Annotated in this window: 12 protein-coding genes and 2 pseudogenes; 10 read left to right on the top strand and 4 right to left on the bottom strand. The window is 64.8% G+C overall.

The window, feature by feature from the left end; genetic code table 11:
- Window positions 1-82: 82 nt before the first annotated feature.
- Together WDW90_RS29225 and WDW90_RS29220 are read right to left on the bottom strand one after the other, a co-directional pair.
- Window positions 83-382, bottom strand: a pseudogene (locus WDW90_RS29225) (AtzH-like domain-containing protein); the annotation flags it as partial.
- A 740-nt stretch (window positions 383-1,122) separates the two neighbouring features.
- The gene (locus WDW90_RS29220) at window positions 1,123-2,049 is read right to left on the bottom strand and encodes a LysR family transcriptional regulator (RefSeq protein WP_336491008.1); all 927 of its coding nucleotides are present in this window, start codon (window positions 2,047-2,049) and stop codon (window positions 1,123-1,125) included.
- 141 nt (window positions 2,050-2,190) lie between these two features.
- Here WDW90_RS29220 and dctA point away from each other — a divergent pair, with 141 nt between their 5' ends.
- The 3 genes from dctA (at window position 2,191) to WDW90_RS29205 (ending at window position 5,402) form a co-directional block, all read left to right on the top strand.
- A complete protein-coding gene (gene dctA, locus WDW90_RS29215) occupies window positions 2,191-3,549 on the top strand; it encodes a C4-dicarboxylate transporter DctA (RefSeq protein ID WP_336491007.1) in 1,359 nt (452 codons plus the stop codon).
- Window positions 3,550-3,600: 51 nt separating this feature from the next.
- Complete coding sequence (locus WDW90_RS29210) at window positions 3,601-4,764, top strand: mandelate racemase/muconate lactonizing enzyme family protein (protein ID WP_336491006.1); 1,164 nt, start codon at window positions 3,601-3,603, stop codon at window positions 4,762-4,764.
- 305 nt (window positions 4,765-5,069) lie between these two features.
- Window positions 5,070-5,402, top strand: coding sequence for a VOC family protein (locus WDW90_RS29205; RefSeq protein ID WP_336491005.1), 333 nt, complete (start codon window positions 5,070-5,072; stop codon window positions 5,400-5,402).
- Here WDW90_RS29205 and WDW90_RS29200 read toward each other — a convergent pair.
- Window positions 5,331-5,534, bottom strand: a pseudogene (locus WDW90_RS29200) (helix-turn-helix domain-containing protein); the annotation flags it as partial. The gene WDW90_RS29205 and the pseudogene WDW90_RS29200 sit on opposite strands and share 72 nt — an antisense overlap.
- Window positions 5,535-5,604: 70 nt before the next feature.
- Here WDW90_RS29200 and WDW90_RS29195 point away from each other — a divergent pair.
- From WDW90_RS29195 to WDW90_RS29170, 6 genes are all read left to right on the top strand, one after another.
- Window positions 5,605-5,943, top strand: a complete 339-nt coding sequence (locus WDW90_RS29195) for a globin domain-containing protein (RefSeq protein ID WP_336491004.1) — start codon at window positions 5,605-5,607, stop codon at window positions 5,941-5,943.
- A 522-nt stretch (window positions 5,944-6,465) separates the two neighbouring features.
- Complete coding sequence (locus WDW90_RS29190; protein ID WP_336491003.1) at window positions 6,466-6,714, top strand: hypothetical protein; 249 nt, start codon at window positions 6,466-6,468, stop codon at window positions 6,712-6,714.
- Window positions 6,715-6,817: 103 nt separating this feature from the next.
- Window positions 6,818-8,803 carry an aconitate hydratase gene (locus WDW90_RS29185; RefSeq protein WP_336491002.1) on the top strand — a complete coding sequence of 662 codons (1,986 nt, stop codon included), beginning with the start codon at window positions 6,818-6,820 and terminating at the stop codon, window positions 8,801-8,803.
- Window positions 8,804-8,834: 31 nt separating this feature from the next.
- A complete protein-coding gene (locus WDW90_RS29180) occupies window positions 8,835-10,079 on the top strand; it encodes a CaiB/BaiF CoA transferase family protein (RefSeq protein WP_336491001.1) in 1,245 nt (414 codons plus the stop codon).
- 11 nt (window positions 10,080-10,090) lie between these two features.
- Window positions 10,091-11,014, top strand: coding sequence for a hydroxymethylglutaryl-CoA lyase (locus tag WDW90_RS29175; RefSeq protein ID WP_336491000.1), 924 nt, complete (start codon window positions 10,091-10,093; stop codon window positions 11,012-11,014).
- Between the two features lie 76 nt (window positions 11,015-11,090).
- Window positions 11,091-12,446, top strand: a complete 1,356-nt coding sequence (locus tag WDW90_RS29170; RefSeq protein ID WP_336490999.1) for an MFS transporter — start codon at window positions 11,091-11,093, stop codon at window positions 12,444-12,446.
- A 360-nt stretch (window positions 12,447-12,806) separates the two neighbouring features.
- Here WDW90_RS29170 and WDW90_RS29165 read toward each other — a convergent pair whose 3' ends face one another.
- Window positions 12,807-13,346 (bottom strand): acetoacetate decarboxylase family protein, encoded by a 540-nt coding sequence (locus tag WDW90_RS29165; RefSeq protein ID WP_336490998.1) that lies wholly within the window; start codon window positions 13,344-13,346, stop codon window positions 12,807-12,809.
- Between the two features lie 474 nt (window positions 13,347-13,820).
- Between WDW90_RS29165 and WDW90_RS29160 the strand changes: the two genes are divergently transcribed.
- Window positions 13,821-14,745, top strand: a 925-nt coding sequence (locus WDW90_RS29160) for a cystathionine gamma-synthase family protein (protein ID WP_336490997.1), incomplete at its 3' end; no start/stop codon positions are given.

The raw sequence follows: 14,745 nt of genomic DNA, 5'->3' as shown, positions 1-14,745 counted from the left end.
GCGCAGATCGACGGACAAGGTTGTCGGCATGGCCTCCTCCTTGCCCCATCAACCCTCAGCCGCCCAGCACAGCTTCCGATCGGACGAGCCCCGCTCTAGTGGCGCGGGAGAACAGTGTCATCGCCGCAGCCGCATCACGACCGTAGATCGTGATCACCGTTTTCTTCAATTCGCGAGCAAGCCTTTTTGCAGAGCAGGCGCGACGGAAAGCGAGGATTTCTTCCATTCCGTAAAGGTTCTCGCCGGCACCTTAGCGGATCGTCCGAAAATCGTCGTGGAAGAGCGCCTCGAGCGTCGCGACATCGTTCGTCACGAGGGCCTGCTCGTATCAGCGGAACGCTACTTCGACCTCGACCTTCACCTCTGCATCGTCAATATGCACGACCGTCGCCGCAGGATATTTGGACGACAGCCCACTTTGAGCAGCTCCCATCAGGGGCTCGTCTGGCGGACCTTCTCATGTGACGGAACGTCGACGGGTTTGTGTAAACTGTGTGCCCAGCCGCCGTCGAGCCCGGCCTGCCGAAGTGCATGGATCAGCTGTGCCAGGCCTCCACATGCCGGCTGCTACGTATCCACCAGTAGGCTTCGGGGAACACCTTCCAGCAAAATCAATGGCGGACTACAGCTTCCCAAGCCGAATGTCGTCGGTTCGATCCCGATCGCCCGCTCCACCTAACCCTCTGATCCCGCTGGTGTTCCGATCGATCTGAATGGTCGGGGCGTTCCCCTTCCTTGTTCTGGGTCCGTTCCGGGCAGGCTCGCCAGCTCGTGAACGGAAGGCATCGTTGCGCGGCTTCCCGCGACAACTTGGCCCGACAGCCTGCGGCGACGTGTTTGATGCGATGAGGGTCAAGGTTCCGGCGAGAGCAGCCTGCGGCCGCTGTGTGGCTGGCAAACATCGGGGGGCTGCGGATCTCCGTGCGCTCGGCGGAACAACCGGAATGCGCCACGAGCGGGCATTCGGTCAGCTCAATTCCAACGACCGATGTGTGCTCTGAAGCGGACCCTCGCGGATTGGGTATTATGGAGCACCGCCGTGCTTCAGGCTAGGCATCTCAGGTTGTGTCACGGCCCACCTACGATCTCAGAAATCGGCAGGCTCTGCACATCCACGCGCGGTCAAGGCGGGGGTGGTGGACGGCTTGCTCTGATGTAGCTTAGGACGGACCATAGCTCGTCGGCCGCGTGATTACGGCAGTCGGGCGATCTGAAAAGCCTGATTTCGACCGGAATATCGAAGTGCTCTGGACCTGCGCGCACGAGCCGGCCGCGTGCCAAGTCTTCATCCGCCAGTGTTTGCGGCAGCCACGCGACACCGTGCCCTTCCCGCGCCATCGTTATCAGCGTGGCGGCGAGGTGTGAGGTAAAGCCGGTTTCCAAATGCACGGCTTCGGTCTTGACGGCTTGATGAGCGCTCAGGATGCGACCAAGCCCTGAGGCTTGGCTGTAGGCGAGAAGCCGCGTCGGCTGTTCTGCCGTACCAGGGAGGGGCCATGTTGGTCGGCCCTCGACGTTCGGCGCACAAAACGGGACCAGGACATCGTCGCCGACCTGCTCGCTCTGGAAGCGGTCAGGGTCAAAGCGCGTCGGCGCTTCCGCGTGGTAATGGCAGAGCAGGAAATGCACTTCGCCGCCGAGCATGATCTGCTCGCAGGCTTCCATGCTGTCCGAGATCAGGCTGAGGGTGCCGACCGCCTCGAACCGCATGTGGCGGCGGATCCAGCCGGGGAAGAACGTGAACGAGAGCGCGTGCGTTGCCGCAATGGACAGCGCGACCGTATCCCGTTCCCCCACGGCTCGGGTATCGCGCCGCGCCCGGTCCAGGCTGCGCATCATGTCGGCTGCGAGCGGCTGAAAGTGGTTGCCGGCTGGCGTCAGGCACGCACCCTGCGCGCCCCGCACGAAAAGCGGGGTGCCGATCCAATCCTCAAGGGCACGAATGCGCCGGCTGAAGGCTGGCTGCGTCACGTTCCGCACGTCTGCCGCCCGCGAGAAGCTCCTGAGCTCCGCCAGCGCGAGGAAGTCCTTGAGCCAGTCGAGATCCATGCCAATGCCGTTCGCGCATAGCGCAAACCGATCATGGCATTGGCCAATCCACCCTGTCCAGAAGTAGCCAGTGTTCAAGCTCCCGCATGAGGAGCCCTCCGTTCCGACGCCCGGAGCGCCAATAATTGGAGGAACGATGCCGTGAGAACATGGTTCAGCAAGCTTTATGTGCAGGTCTTCATCGGCATCGTGCTCGGAGGACTGGTCGGCTACTTTCTGCCTGACATCGGCATCAAGCTCCAGCCTCTGGCGGACGGCTTCATCAAACTGATTAAGATGCTGCTCGCGCCGGTCATCTTCGGCACCATCGTGGTCGGCATTGCCAAGATGGGCAACCTCAAGGAGGTGGGTCGCATCGGCGTGCGGTCGCTCCTCTATTTCGAGGTCGTCTCGACTATCGCCCTGGTGATCGGCCTCGTGGTGGTCAACGTCATGCGACCCGGCGAGGGCATGAATATCGACGCCTCGCGGATCGATGGGGGCGCCATCGCCGGCTACGCGAAGGCGGCCGAGGCGCAGCCCGGGTTCGTAGGCTTCCTGATGGACATCATCCCCTCGACGATGGTGGACGCCTTCGCCAAGGGCGCCATGCTGCAGATCATCCTGATCTCGGTGCTGCTCGGCGTTGCCTTCGTGCAGGCCGGCGAGCGCAGCCGTCCGGTCGTTACCGTCATCGACAGCCTTCTCGACGCGCTGTTTCGCATCGTCGCGATGGTGATGCGGCTTGCGCCGATCGGCGCGGGGGCCGGCGTCGCCTTCACGATCAGCAAGTACGGCCTGAGCACTGTGTGGTCGCTCGCCTATCTGATGCTCGGCGTTTACGTCACCTCGATCCTGTTCATTGTGGTCGTGCTGGGCACGGTCGCCCGGTGGGCCGGCTTACCGCTCACCAGGTTCCTCAGCTACTTCAAGGACGAGATCCTCATCACCTTCGGCACCTGCTCGACCGAGGCCGTCATGCCCCGCATGATGGCGAAGCTGGAGCGTCTGGGCTGCGACAAGTCCGTGGTCGGGCTGGTTCTGCCCACCGGCTACACCTTCAACGCCGACGGCACCTGCATCTACCTGACGATGGCGGCGATCTTCGTCGCGCAGGCCACGAACACGCCGCTCGGCATTGGCGATCAGCTCGTCGTGCTCGGCGTGCTTCTCCTCACCTCCAAGGGATCGGCCGGGGTCGCCGGGGCTGGGTTCGTGACGCTCGCCGCGACCCTGTCCAGCATCCACACCGTACCAGTTGCGGGCCTTGTGCTCCTCCTCGGCGTCGACCGCTTCATGAACGAGGCTCGCGCCGTGACGAACCTGATCGGCAACGGCATCGCCACGATCGCCATCGCGAAGTGGGAGGGCGCGTTCGACCGCTCCAAGGCCGAGGCGGCCTTCCGAGATCGGGGCTTGGCGACGGCTGAGGGCGCGCTGCTCGAGCCGGTCGCCGAGAGCCCCGTGCCCAGTGCGACGGCGGCCCGCCGTAACGCCGAGGCGTTGCTCTCGACCCACTGAGCACGCCGCGAACCAGACTCCGAGACACTGTTCAAACTAGGGAGAACATTTATGCGTATCGTTGACGTCTGCGAGATCACCAAGCCGATCTCATCCCCTATCCGCAACGCCTACATCGACTTCTCGAAGATGACCGCGAGCCTCGTGGCCGTCGTGACCGACGTCGAGCGCGATGGGAGGCGGGTTGTCGGCTACGGCTTCAACTCGAACGGCCGCTATGGCCAGGGCGGCCTCATTCGCGAGCGCTTCCGCAACCGCATCCTCGAGGCCGACCCCAAGAGCGTGCTGAACGAGGCCGGCGACAACCTTGACCCGCACAAGCTCTGGGCGGGGATGATGACCAACGAGAAGCCCGGCGGCCACGGCGAGCGTTCGGTGGCGGTCGGCACCCTCGACATGGCGATCTGGGACGCCACGGCCAAGATAGCCGGCAAGCCGCTGTTTCGGCTGCTCGCCGAACAGAAGGGGCGCGAGGCCAACTCGCGCGTCTTCGTCTATGCGGCTGGCGGCTACTACTACCCCGGCAAGGACTACAGCGCACTGCGCGCCGAGATGCGGGGTTATCTCGACCGCGGCTACAACGTCGTGAAGATGAAGATCGGCGGCGCGCCGATCGACGAGGATCAGCGCCGCATCGAGGAGGTGCTGAAGGAGATCGAGGGGCAGGCGCAACTCGCGGTCGACGTGAACGGCCGCTTCGACCTGGAGACCGGCATCGCCTACGCGAAGATGCTGCGGCAGTACCCGCTGTTCTGGTACGAGGAGGTCGGCGACCCGCTCGACTACGCCTTGCAGGCGGCGCTCTCCGAGTTCTACCCCGGCCCGATGGCTACCGGCGAGAACCTGTTCTCGCATCAGGACGCTCGCAACCTCCTGCGCTACGGCGGGATGCGACCGGACCGTGACTGGTTGCAGTTCGACTGTGCGCTCTCCTACGGCCTCGTCGAGTACCTGCGCACCCTCGACGTGCTGCATCAGTTCGGCTGGTCGCCGTCGCGCTGCATCCCGCACGGCGGGCACCAGATGTCGCTCAACATCGCGGCCGGCCTCGGGCTCGGCGGCAACGAGAGCTACCCCGATCTGTTCCAGCCGTACGGTGGCTTCCCGGACGGCGTGAAGGTCGAGAACGGCCACATCGTCATGCCGGAGCTGCCCGGCATCGGCTTCGAGGGCAAGTCGGACCTAATCAAGGTGATGCGCGAACTGGCCGAGTAGGTGAACTGCCCGGGGGTCGAGCAGCGTCCACGATTGCCGCTCGACCTCAGCCATCGGATCAGCCTGACATCCGTCTGTTGGAAAGCCCCGAGCGCGCAGTTCTCGCCGCTTTGACCGACAAGTTCATGAGCACGTCGGTCATCAAGATCAGAGCGGGCCTCACGAGCACCGAGCGAAATGGGACGGCTCTCAGGGCTTGCATGGAGCTGGAGCGGCGAGGCTTGGCCGAGCGTGCTGACTCCGGTCTGCGTTCGACCCTACGTTGGCGACGCACAAGCACTCATTCGAACATGGAGGCGCCCGGGATGAGCTACCGCTGCGATCATATTCACCTGCGCAGCAAGGACGCTGTTGCCGCTGCGGCTTTCTACGTCGAAACGCTCGGCGCCCGTGAAATCCGCCGCGACGGGTCTTCCGTTGCGAGCCGAGTGACAATCGACCTTGGCGGATTGATCCTGTTCATTGAGCAAGCTCCCGAGGGGCTTGGCGCATCGCCAGAACCGCCGCGCCTGGGCATCGAGCATATCGGTCTTGCCGTCGAGGACATCGAGGCGACGATGAACCGCCTCCTCCAAACTCAGCACGCTGGAGCGACGCTCCTTCGGACCCATCCGGGCATCCGTGCTGGTCTGGCGTGAGCGCCATTTCTGCACGGTGGTTGGGCTGACACCGTAGCGCTTGGCCGCCGCTCTTACGCTTTCTTGACGAGCTTGGATTGCCCGACGGATCGCCTCAGTCGTGGTGGCGATGCCGTGGAGAACCTGTCCCATAGCGCGTCCCTCCATGCGGCGTCAGTCGTACCACCACACAGCGGGACCGAACATCTGGGAGGAGATGAGCATGACCGAGGTGATCACCGACATCCCGGAGCAACTGACGGACCGCGTGAACAAGGACGCGTGCCTGTACAAGTGGCTGGGCGGGGTCTACGGCATCGCCGCCGTCGATAACCTCGTCGACCGGCTCTACGTGAATGGCGCGGCCAACGCGAACCCGAAGGTGGCGGAGTTCCACGCCCAGAATGGCCATGCTGGGTTCAAGTTCCTGGTCACGGCCTGGAGCGTCAAGCAGACGGGCGGCCCGAAGTGCTATCCCGGCCGCGACATGCGCGAGGCCCACGCGCACCTGACGGTGAGCCAGCGAGAGTTCGACATCGTCGCGACCGAGATCAAGACGTAGCTCTACCAGCTGAACGTACCCGACCGCGAGTTCGACGAGTTCATGGCCATCATCGAGAGTTATCGGTCGATGGTGGTCCACCCGAGCACCCAAGCCGCTTAAGATCAAGGACCTCGCACCCAGGCGGATATGAGCCGTCGGCGAGTGGGGTCACGCCTCGCCGACGGCATTGAGCAAATCAATCTGGATACGTGCGACATTCCGATAGGGGTTGAACTACCGGACCGCAGTAGGAGGCGCGGCGCCGCTCGCCGATTGGTCATTGGGGCAAATCGGACTGGCCAACCTCGCCTACAACATGAAGTGAGCGGTCTGGCTCGACCGTGGCCGGGCAAGGATCGACTGAGGACGTGGGCCGGGCATTTCCAGCCCGTGCAGGGTCGATAGAGCGGCCTACTTCAGACCCCGCAGTCAAAACACCTGTCGACTCTCCCCGCAGTCAAAACACCTGTCGACTCTCCCGGCTGATCTCGTCAGACAAGTATTTGGATGTGTCCAACTTTCCGGTTCCGGATGCAGTGAATGGTCGCAGGCCGGCTTGGCGAGGCGAGCAGCGCGATCGCGCATCTTGCCAAGTTCCAGGCGAGCGCTCCGGCAGCAGAGCTGCGGCCGACAACCAAGCGCGAAACATGGCTCGGCTGGATGTGTATAGCGATCGAATCTGGAACTTGGCCGCTCCTGCTGAATATCGACGAAGCGAGGCATCGCCGCAGATTTGTTGCCGGAAGCCTGATTTGCATGGAACCGAGTTTGGTGTTGCCCGCTTCGTAGGCAAAGGCTGGAATGAAATCTCAAGCTGAAATGACCGGATCCGGTGGTAACGCTGGTCAGTAAGCTTGTGTGCCGGAATAAAACTGACGAGGGAGGCACTCCGGTGGCGTTGAACCTGACGCAGAAGCTCGTCCAATCGCACCTGCTCAATGGCAGCTTGGCCCAAGGCAACGAAATCGCACTCGCGATCGATCAGGCCCTGCTCCAAGACGTGCTCGGCAGCTTGGTCATGCTCGAGCTGGAGGCCATGGGGATTGAGCGCGTCAAGGTCGGGCTCGCGGCACAGTACGTCGATCATAACCTCGTCCAGAACGACCACCTCAACGCCGACGAGCACCTGTTCCTGCGCTCCGCCTGCCGTCGGTTCGGCGTGTGGTACAGCCGGCCCGGCAACGGCATCAGCCATCCCGTGCACATGCAGCACTTCGGAAAACCGGGCCAGACGATGGTGGGCTCCGATAGCCATACGCCGGCCGCCGGCTCGCTCGGCATGCTGGCCTTCGGCGCAGGCGGTGTGGAGGTGGCGCTCGCCATGGCTGGCGAGCCGCTCCACCTCCGAATGCCGCGGATCTGGGGCGTGCGGCTAACCGGGAGCCTGCCCGATTGGGTGAGTGCGAAGGACGTGATCCTGGAGATGCTCCGCCGCCACGGGGTCGAGGGCGGCTTCGGGCGCATCATCGAGTATTACGGGCCGGGGCTTACCGGTCTCACTGCCATGGACCGGCACGTCATCGCCAACATGGGCGCCGAACTCGGCGCGACCACCAGCGTGTTTCCCTCCGACGAGGCGACCCGCGTCTTCCTGCGCAGCCAAGGCCGTCAGGCCGATTGGATTCCTCTCGCGCCCGACGAAGGCGCCTCCTACGATGTGCACGAGGAGATCGACCTCTCCAGTCTCGAGCCGCTGGTCGCCAAGCCCTCGAGCCCCGGCAACGTCGTGCCGGTTCGAGAGACGGCGGGCGAGGAGATCTACCAAGCCTATGTCGGCTCATCGGCCAATCCAGGCTACCGGGACTTCGCCATAGCGGCCGCGATGGTGAAGGGGCGACATGTCCACGACCGCGTCTCCTTCGACATCAACCCGAGTTCGAGACAAGTTCTTGAGACCCTGATCACGGAGGGCAAACTCTCCAACCTGGTTCACGCCGGCGCGCGCGTGCACCAGGCCGGCTGCAATGGCTGCATCGGCATGGGGCAAGCCCCGGCTTCAGGCCGCAACTCGCTACGAACCGTTCCCCGCAACTTTCCTGGGCGCTCCGGCACCCGCGAGGACAGCGTCTTCCTGTGTAGCCCGGAGACGGCCACGGCCTCAGCCCTGACTGGCGTCATCACGGACCCGCGCAGCCTTGGGATCCCGTATGAGCGGATCGAGGTGCCCGCGACCTTTGCCGCGAACATGACCATGCTCGTCCCCCCATTGAATGCTGCCGAAGCGCGGGCTGTGCAGCTTGAGAAGACGCCGAACATCACGACCCTGCCGGAGCTCGGCCGCGTAGCCTACAGCATCCGCGTTCCGGTCCTCCTGAAGGTCGGCGACGACATCTCCACGGACGACATCATGCCGGCCGGCGCGCGGGTGATGCCATTCTGGTCGAACATCCCGAAGACAAGCGAGTTCACCTTCGAGCCGATCGACGACACCTATCCGAAGCGCGCACGCCAGGGCGGGCAGGAGCGGGCCGGCCATGCCATCATAGCCGGCTCGAACTACGGCCAGGGATCAAGCCGCGAGAACGCCGCGCTGGCGCCCCGCTATCTCGGTCTCGAGACCGTGCTGGCGAAGAGCTTCGCGCGCATACACTGGCAGAACTTGGTCAATTTCGGCGTCCTGCCGCTCTCCTTCGCCGAGGTGGCGGACTACGACGGCCTCGAACTCGGTGACGTGATCGAGATCCAGGGCATTGCAGATGCTCTTGCAGCAGGCCCCGAGATCGTCGCCTCAGTCAACCGCGGGCAGCGCCAGGTCCGGCTGCGCCACGACCTGTCACGACGGCAGATCGAGCTTCTCCTCAAGGGTGGCGTCATCAACTGGCTGCGCGAGCGTCTGGGCGCGAACCCTGCCAGCGAGCCCGCGCGGAGCATCGCCTAAATGTCTTGGCTGAGAACCGGCTGGTGGAGCGATGCAGACACCTGACGATGCCGTTCGAACCTCCGGTCCCCTCACGGGATTGCGCGTACTCGAACTTGGTCACTTCGTGGCCGCCCCATTCGGTTCGCGGCTGCTCGCCGATCTTGGCGCCGACGTGATCAAGGTCGAGGCACCGGGCGGTGACCCCGTCCGGCAGTGGGGCCGACAGGTCGAGGGTGCGGGCGCGCCCTGGACCTCGATGCACCAGCGCAACAAGCGCAGCGTCGTGCTGAACCGGAAGGATCCACGCGCCATCAAGGTCGTGCTGCGGATTGTCCGGAGCTGCGACGCGGTGATCGAGAACTTCCGGCCCGGCCAGCTCGCCAAGATGGGCCTGCACCGCGAGGCGCTGGAGGCCGCCCGGCCCGGGCTGGTGGTCGCCAGCATCTCCGGCTACGGGCAAGACGGGCTCTACCGCGACCGCGCCGCCTTCGGTGTGATCGGCGAGGCGATCGGAGGACTGCGCTACCTCACAAACCACCCGCCCTCGGTCTCTGACCTACCGCCGGTGCGCGTCGGCGTTTCCATCGGCGACTCCATTGCCGGGCTCTACGCCGCCTTCGGTCTCATGGCGGCCCTGTGGGCGCGCGACCGGAAGGATGGTGGCGATGGCCACGGCCGCACCCTCGACGTGGCGCTCACCGAATCCGTGCTCTCGATGATGGAGGGCATGCTGCCCGAATACGGCGTGTTCGGCTCGGTCCGTCAGCCGACGGGATCGCGCATCGCCACGGCCTCGCCATCCTCCGCCTATCCGACCTCGGACGGCAAGTGGATCCTGATCGCCGGCAACTCCGACCCGATCTTCGCGCGCCTGACCGGGCTCATGGGCCAGCCCGCGCTCGTGCAGGATCCGCGCTTCATCGGCAATCGCGCCCGCGTGGCAAATGTGGAAGAGCTCGATCGGCTGATCGGCGCCTGGAGTGTTCAGCGCACGGCAGCTGACCTGGAACGGCTGTTGGCCGAGGCCGATGTGCCTTCCACCATTGCCTACACAGCAGCCGAGATCGCCGCCGACCCGCAATTTCGCTCGCGCGGCAGGGTCCGAGAAATTGACGATCCGCTCTTCGGCAAAGTCCTGCACGCCGGGATCGTGCCGCACGTGCCTGATGATCCGGGCAGCATCCGCTGGCCGGGCTCGCCGGCTGGCTTTCACACCGACGAGATCCCACGCGACGTGGTCGGACTCGACGCGGCTGAGATCGCCGCTCTGCGCCAAGATGGGGTGGTAGCATGACGGAAAGGGCCATGAACAGGGTCGAGATCGTCGAGGTCGGGCCGCGCGACGGCTACCAGGGCATCGGTCCCTTCATCCCGACGGATCGCAAGATCGCCATCCAGGGGCATCTTGTGGCTGCGGGCCTCAAGCGCATCGAGCTCGGATCCTTCGTGAGCGCAACGGCACTGCCCCAGATGCGGGACACGCCGGAGATCCTGGATGCTTGTGAGCAGTTCCCGGGACTAGAACCACAAGTGCTGGTCCCGAGCGAGCGCCGCGGGCGTGATGCGGTTGCGGCAGGTGCGTGGCGGCTTGTCTTCGTACTCTCCGTGTCGGAGGCGCACAATCGCAACAATGTCCGGCGCTCACCGGAGGAGTCGGCCGGCGAGTACGAGCGCCTGCTGCAGGCTATTCCGGCGGATGTCGCGATCCGGCTCGACCTGGCAACCGCGTTCGATTGCCCCTTTGAAGGCCGCATCCCGGAGGCGAAGACCCTTGCATTGCTAGGGCGCCTGGTGGCTCTCAAACCAGATGCCGAGATCTGCCTCTGCGACACGACCGGACGGGCGGATCCGGCTCATGTCGGCAGCCTCTTCTGCGCGGCTCTGAATCGGTTTGCGGAGGCGCAAACATGGGCGCTGCACGCGCACGACACTTACGGGCTTGGATTGGCGAATGTCCACGCCGCCTACCGCGAGGGTGTGCGGGTCTTCGATGCCTCATTCGCAGGCCTCGGCGGCTGTCCGTTCGCGCCCGGCGCAACCGGCAACGTCGCGACCGAAGATCTCGTGTGGATGTTCGAACGGATGGGAGTGGCAACCGGCATTGACCTCAAGGCACTGGTCAGCGTCGCGCGGGAAGGCGCGGCACTGCCGGGCGGGCTTGCCGGAGGTCGTGTGCGCGATGCGCTGAGTATGGGCAGCGCCGCCTGCGCCGCATCCGCAGTGACATGACAATGACGAGAGGCCGAGAAGACGGTCACGGCCGGTTGCGATGAGTGCTTGGGCATCGAAGGAAGGGGAGGATCGCATGTCTGCCGGCAATGCCCTACGACGCGAGGATGTCTCGACTCCCTGGCATGCGGGACTGACACACCGCCATTGGCGCATCCTGTGGGGTGCCTATCTCGGCTGGATCTTCGACGGCTACGAGGCGGTAGCCCTAGTCTACGCGCTCGGGCCGGCCCTCAAGACCGTACTGACGCCCGAGCAGGCCCAGACGCCGGCCTTCTACGTGGGGCTCGCCATCGGCATCACGCTCCTCGGCTGGGGCATCGGCGGCATGCTGGGCGGCATCGCGGCCGACTATATCGGCCGCAAACGCATGATGATGCTGTCGATCCTCGGCTACGCCAGCTTCACCGGCCTCACAGCCTTCGCCGACACCTTCCTGCACCTCGCCATCTTGCGCTTCATCACCGGCCTCGCCATCGGCTCCGAGTGGTCGACCGGCATCGCGCTCGTTGCCGAGACCTGGCCGAACAGGGCCCGGCCGAAGGGCTGCGGCCTCCTGCAATCGGGCTTCGGCGGCGGCGCGGTTTTGGCGGCCATCGTCTGGGCGATCCTCGCGGCCACGAACCCACTGGGTCCAGAGAGCTGGCGCATCATGTTCGCGCTCGGCGCGCTGCCGGCCTTCGTCTGCCTCTACCTGCGCCGGGCGCTGGAGGAGTCGGAGCAATGGATGCTGGCCCTTAAGGAGCAGCGCTGGGCCGCGACCGCGGAGGATGCCCAGAGCGACAGGATCCACAAAACAGCCCAGCGTCCGTTCACGCTTGCCGAGATCTTCCGTGAACCTGAGAGCCGGCGGCGGGTGCTCTTGGCAACCGCGATGTCGTTTGCGACGACGGTCGGCTGGTGGGCGGTGTCGTCCTGGCTGCCGGCCTACACGGAAGGGCTTGCCAAGGCGGCCGGCGAACCGGCCAACGTCTGGGGCCCGCGCATGGGCATCATCTACAACGTTGGGGCCATCACAGCCTACGTGGGATCCGGCTTCCTCGCTGACGCCATCGGGCGACGTGCCTTCCTGTTCCTGACCTATGTCGGGTGTATCGCGACCTCGCTGCTGGCCTATCTGTGGACCGGCAGCCTCGTCGCCTTCATGCTGATCGCCTTCCTTAATGGGGCCTTCACACTCGGTTTCTCCTTCAGCTGGATGGCGATCTACCTCGTTGAGCTCTTTACGCCTGCTGTGCGGGCGACAGCCGCAAGCTTTGTGTTTAACGGAGCCCGTCTGATTGCCTGGATCTTTCCGATCATTGCTGGCCAGATTGTCACCTCGTTCGGCGGTGTCGCGCGGGCAGCGCTGATCATGAGCAGCGTCTACGTCATCGGCTTGGTAGTGCCGTGGTTCATGCCGGAAACGACCGGAAAGCCACTGCCGGAATAGGTGCCGGACGGCAGCTGGCCGCACATCATGCAAAGAATCCATGGCTCGGCAGTGTATGAATGCCGATGGGAAACCTTCCACTCGGATTGCGTCTGCCCGGCGTCACGGCCTTACGGCTATGGGTTAGGAAAGCCTGTTAGAAAATAAATTGTCCGGGATACGCTCGCGACCGGACATTCCTCACACGCGTCGTGACGGTCCGCAAGGGGTCACTTTGATCCGTTCGCCCCAGTCGTTCTGAATTTTCGTTTCTGCTGTTCAAAGGCGGAAAGCTGCCGTTCCGCACCAAGCCGGGATCGGCCGCAAGGACTGATAGGGTTGAACTACCCGCAAACGTTCACTCTCAAGTTCGGCGGAGGTTCAGGAAGAGCCGATCCAGAGAGACAGGTCGGTCAGCCGAGTGCTCACGAGCGGGTCACAATCGCGAAGGAAGCTGAGCGGCCCTGATCGTGGAAAGTTCCAGCTCGCTGAACCAAGCGAGACCCGAGCCCAGGCCCTCGCTTGGGTCGTCTGGAGCCCGTGATCACGACCATCGTCTAGCCGACGCTGCACGACAGTGGCGCGGACAGGCCAGCGCCCAGGCATCGCCGTTCGGCTGCGGAATCGAAGATTCGCGAGCGGCACGCTCTGCGATGCTTTAGCCGTCGCCGCGAAATCCGCCCCCTCAGCACCGTCAATCCGCTGGATCTCGAACGCGGCTTCCTGCTTGGGGATGCTCCAGAGCGCTCGGCCTCCTGCCAATGAGGCTGGATGATCAACCCAGATGTAGGGCACGCTCACTGACGGGCGCCCGCCGCGGCCCACCTGCACGGCCAGCAGCAACTCATCGTAGGCCAGGATTCCGTCGGGCTCGTAGACAGCGAAGGCGGTGCCGACCAATACCCGTCCGAGTACCGTCATCGGCCGCACGTCCCGTGGCAGGCAGGCCGCCGGAAGACGAGATGCCCTGACTTGCCAAAGTGAGATGTAGGCTGTGCCTCGCAGGTGCCAGGGCGCTGGCGGGTAACTGACCCCGTTTGAACGCGCCATCCCAGTTTGCGCCGCTTCAACCATATCGGCTCGCTGCTTCCTGCTCCGAGGCCGTGAACCGAGCGAAGCCGTGACCACCTCAGGATTGGTTACTCGCGCTTCGTTCAATGCCCCTGACGAGCATACACTGGTCTCACGGGCAGGCATGGGCCGGGAATGCGCGCCGCTCGACCTTCAGCTTCGGTCGTACCGATGCCTGCCCGCCCTGCCGAGCGCCTGACGCTCAGGCGACCACAGCGTTCAGGAACGCGCGTGGCTATGCCATGCTCCTACGTCCGGGAGACCATACGCGCAGCGCCACCGGGCTGCCTGGCCCCGGACCGGCGCCGTATTGAGCGAGGCAGGATGTCCGACGATCGCTACCACAGGAAGTCGCTGGGCAACCGCCCGCTCCATCCCGAGACCCTGATGCTCGGCTACGGCTACGATCCGGCCTTGTCTGAGGGCGCCGTGAAGCCGCCAGTCTTCCTGACCTCGACCTTCGTCTTCACCTCGGCCGAGCACGGCAAGGCGTTCTTCGACTACGTCTCCGGACGGCGCGATCCGCCGGCAGGCGAGGGGGCGGGGCTGATCTACTCGCGCTTCAACCATCCCAACAGCGAGATCGTGGAGGATCGGCTGGCGGTGTTCGACGAGGCCGAGGCCGGGCTGGTCTTCTCCTCCGGCATGTCGGCGATCGCCACCACGATCCTGGCCTTCGCGCGGCCCGGCGACGTCATCCTACATTCGCAGCCGCTCTATGGCGGCACCGAGACGCTGCTCGCCAAGACCCTGGCAGGCTTCAGCATCGCGCCGTTCGGCTTTGCCGACGGAACCGATCCAGCGGGCGTGCGCGCGGCGGCCGACGCCGCCGCCGGGGCAGGGCGGGTCAGCGTCATCATGGTCGAGACCCCCTCAAACCCGCTCAACACTCTGGTCGACCTGAGGCTGATCCGCACGGTCGCCGACGAGATCGGCACCCGTCAGGGTGGCGAGGCCCCGGTGGTGGTCTGTGACAACACCCTGCTTGGCCCGCTCTTCCAGCACCCGCTGCGCCACGGGGCCGACATCTCCGTCTACTCGCTGACGAAGTATGTCGGCGGCCATTCGGACCTGGTCGCCGGCGCCGCGCTCGGCTCGGCGGCGCGGATGAAGCCGGTGCGGATGTTGCGCTCAGCGATCGGCACGGGGCTCGATCCGCATTCCTGCTGGATGCTGGGGCGCTCGCTCGAAACCCTCTCGCTGCGCATGAGCGCCGCCAACCGCAACGGCGAGATCGTCGCCCGAATGC

Origin of the sequence: Methylobacterium nigriterrae, assembly GCF_037106235.1 — a bacterium.
Taxonomy (GTDB): Bacteria; Pseudomonadota; Alphaproteobacteria; order Rhizobiales; family Beijerinckiaceae; genus Methylobacterium; species Methylobacterium nigriterrae.
This window is presented reverse-complemented; position numbering and strand designations above follow the sequence as displayed.

What these genes read in the sequence shown, in the direction of transcription:
- WDW90_RS29220 (WP_336491008.1), bottom strand. Translation starts at nt 2,049, where the DNA reads ATGGATCTCGACTGGCTCAAGGACTTCCTCGCGCTGGCGGAGCTCAGG.
- WDW90_RS29210 (WP_336491006.1), top strand. Translation starts at nt 3,601, where the DNA reads ATGCGTATCGTTGACGTCTGCGAGATCACCAAGCCGATCTCATCCCCT.
- WDW90_RS29205 (WP_336491005.1), top strand. Translation starts at nt 5,070, where the DNA reads ATGAGCTACCGCTGCGATCATATTCACCTGCGCAGCAAGGACGCTGTT.
- WDW90_RS29195 (WP_336491004.1), top strand. Translation starts at nt 5,605, where the DNA reads ATGACCGAGGTGATCACCGACATCCCGGAGCAACTGACGGACCGCGTG.
- WDW90_RS29190 (WP_336491003.1), top strand. Translation starts at nt 6,466, where the DNA reads ATGGTCGCAGGCCGGCTTGGCGAGGCGAGCAGCGCGATCGCGCATCTT.
- WDW90_RS29180 (WP_336491001.1), top strand. Translation starts at nt 8,835, where the DNA reads ATGCAGACACCTGACGATGCCGTTCGAACCTCCGGTCCCCTCACGGGA.
- WDW90_RS29175 (WP_336491000.1), top strand. Translation starts at nt 10,091, where the DNA reads ATGAACAGGGTCGAGATCGTCGAGGTCGGGCCGCGCGACGGCTACCAG.
- WDW90_RS29170 (WP_336490999.1), top strand. Translation starts at nt 11,091, where the DNA reads ATGTCTGCCGGCAATGCCCTACGACGCGAGGATGTCTCGACTCCCTGG.
- WDW90_RS29165 (WP_336490998.1), bottom strand. Translation starts at nt 13,346, where the DNA reads ATGACGGTACTCGGACGGGTATTGGTCGGCACCGCCTTCGCTGTCTAC.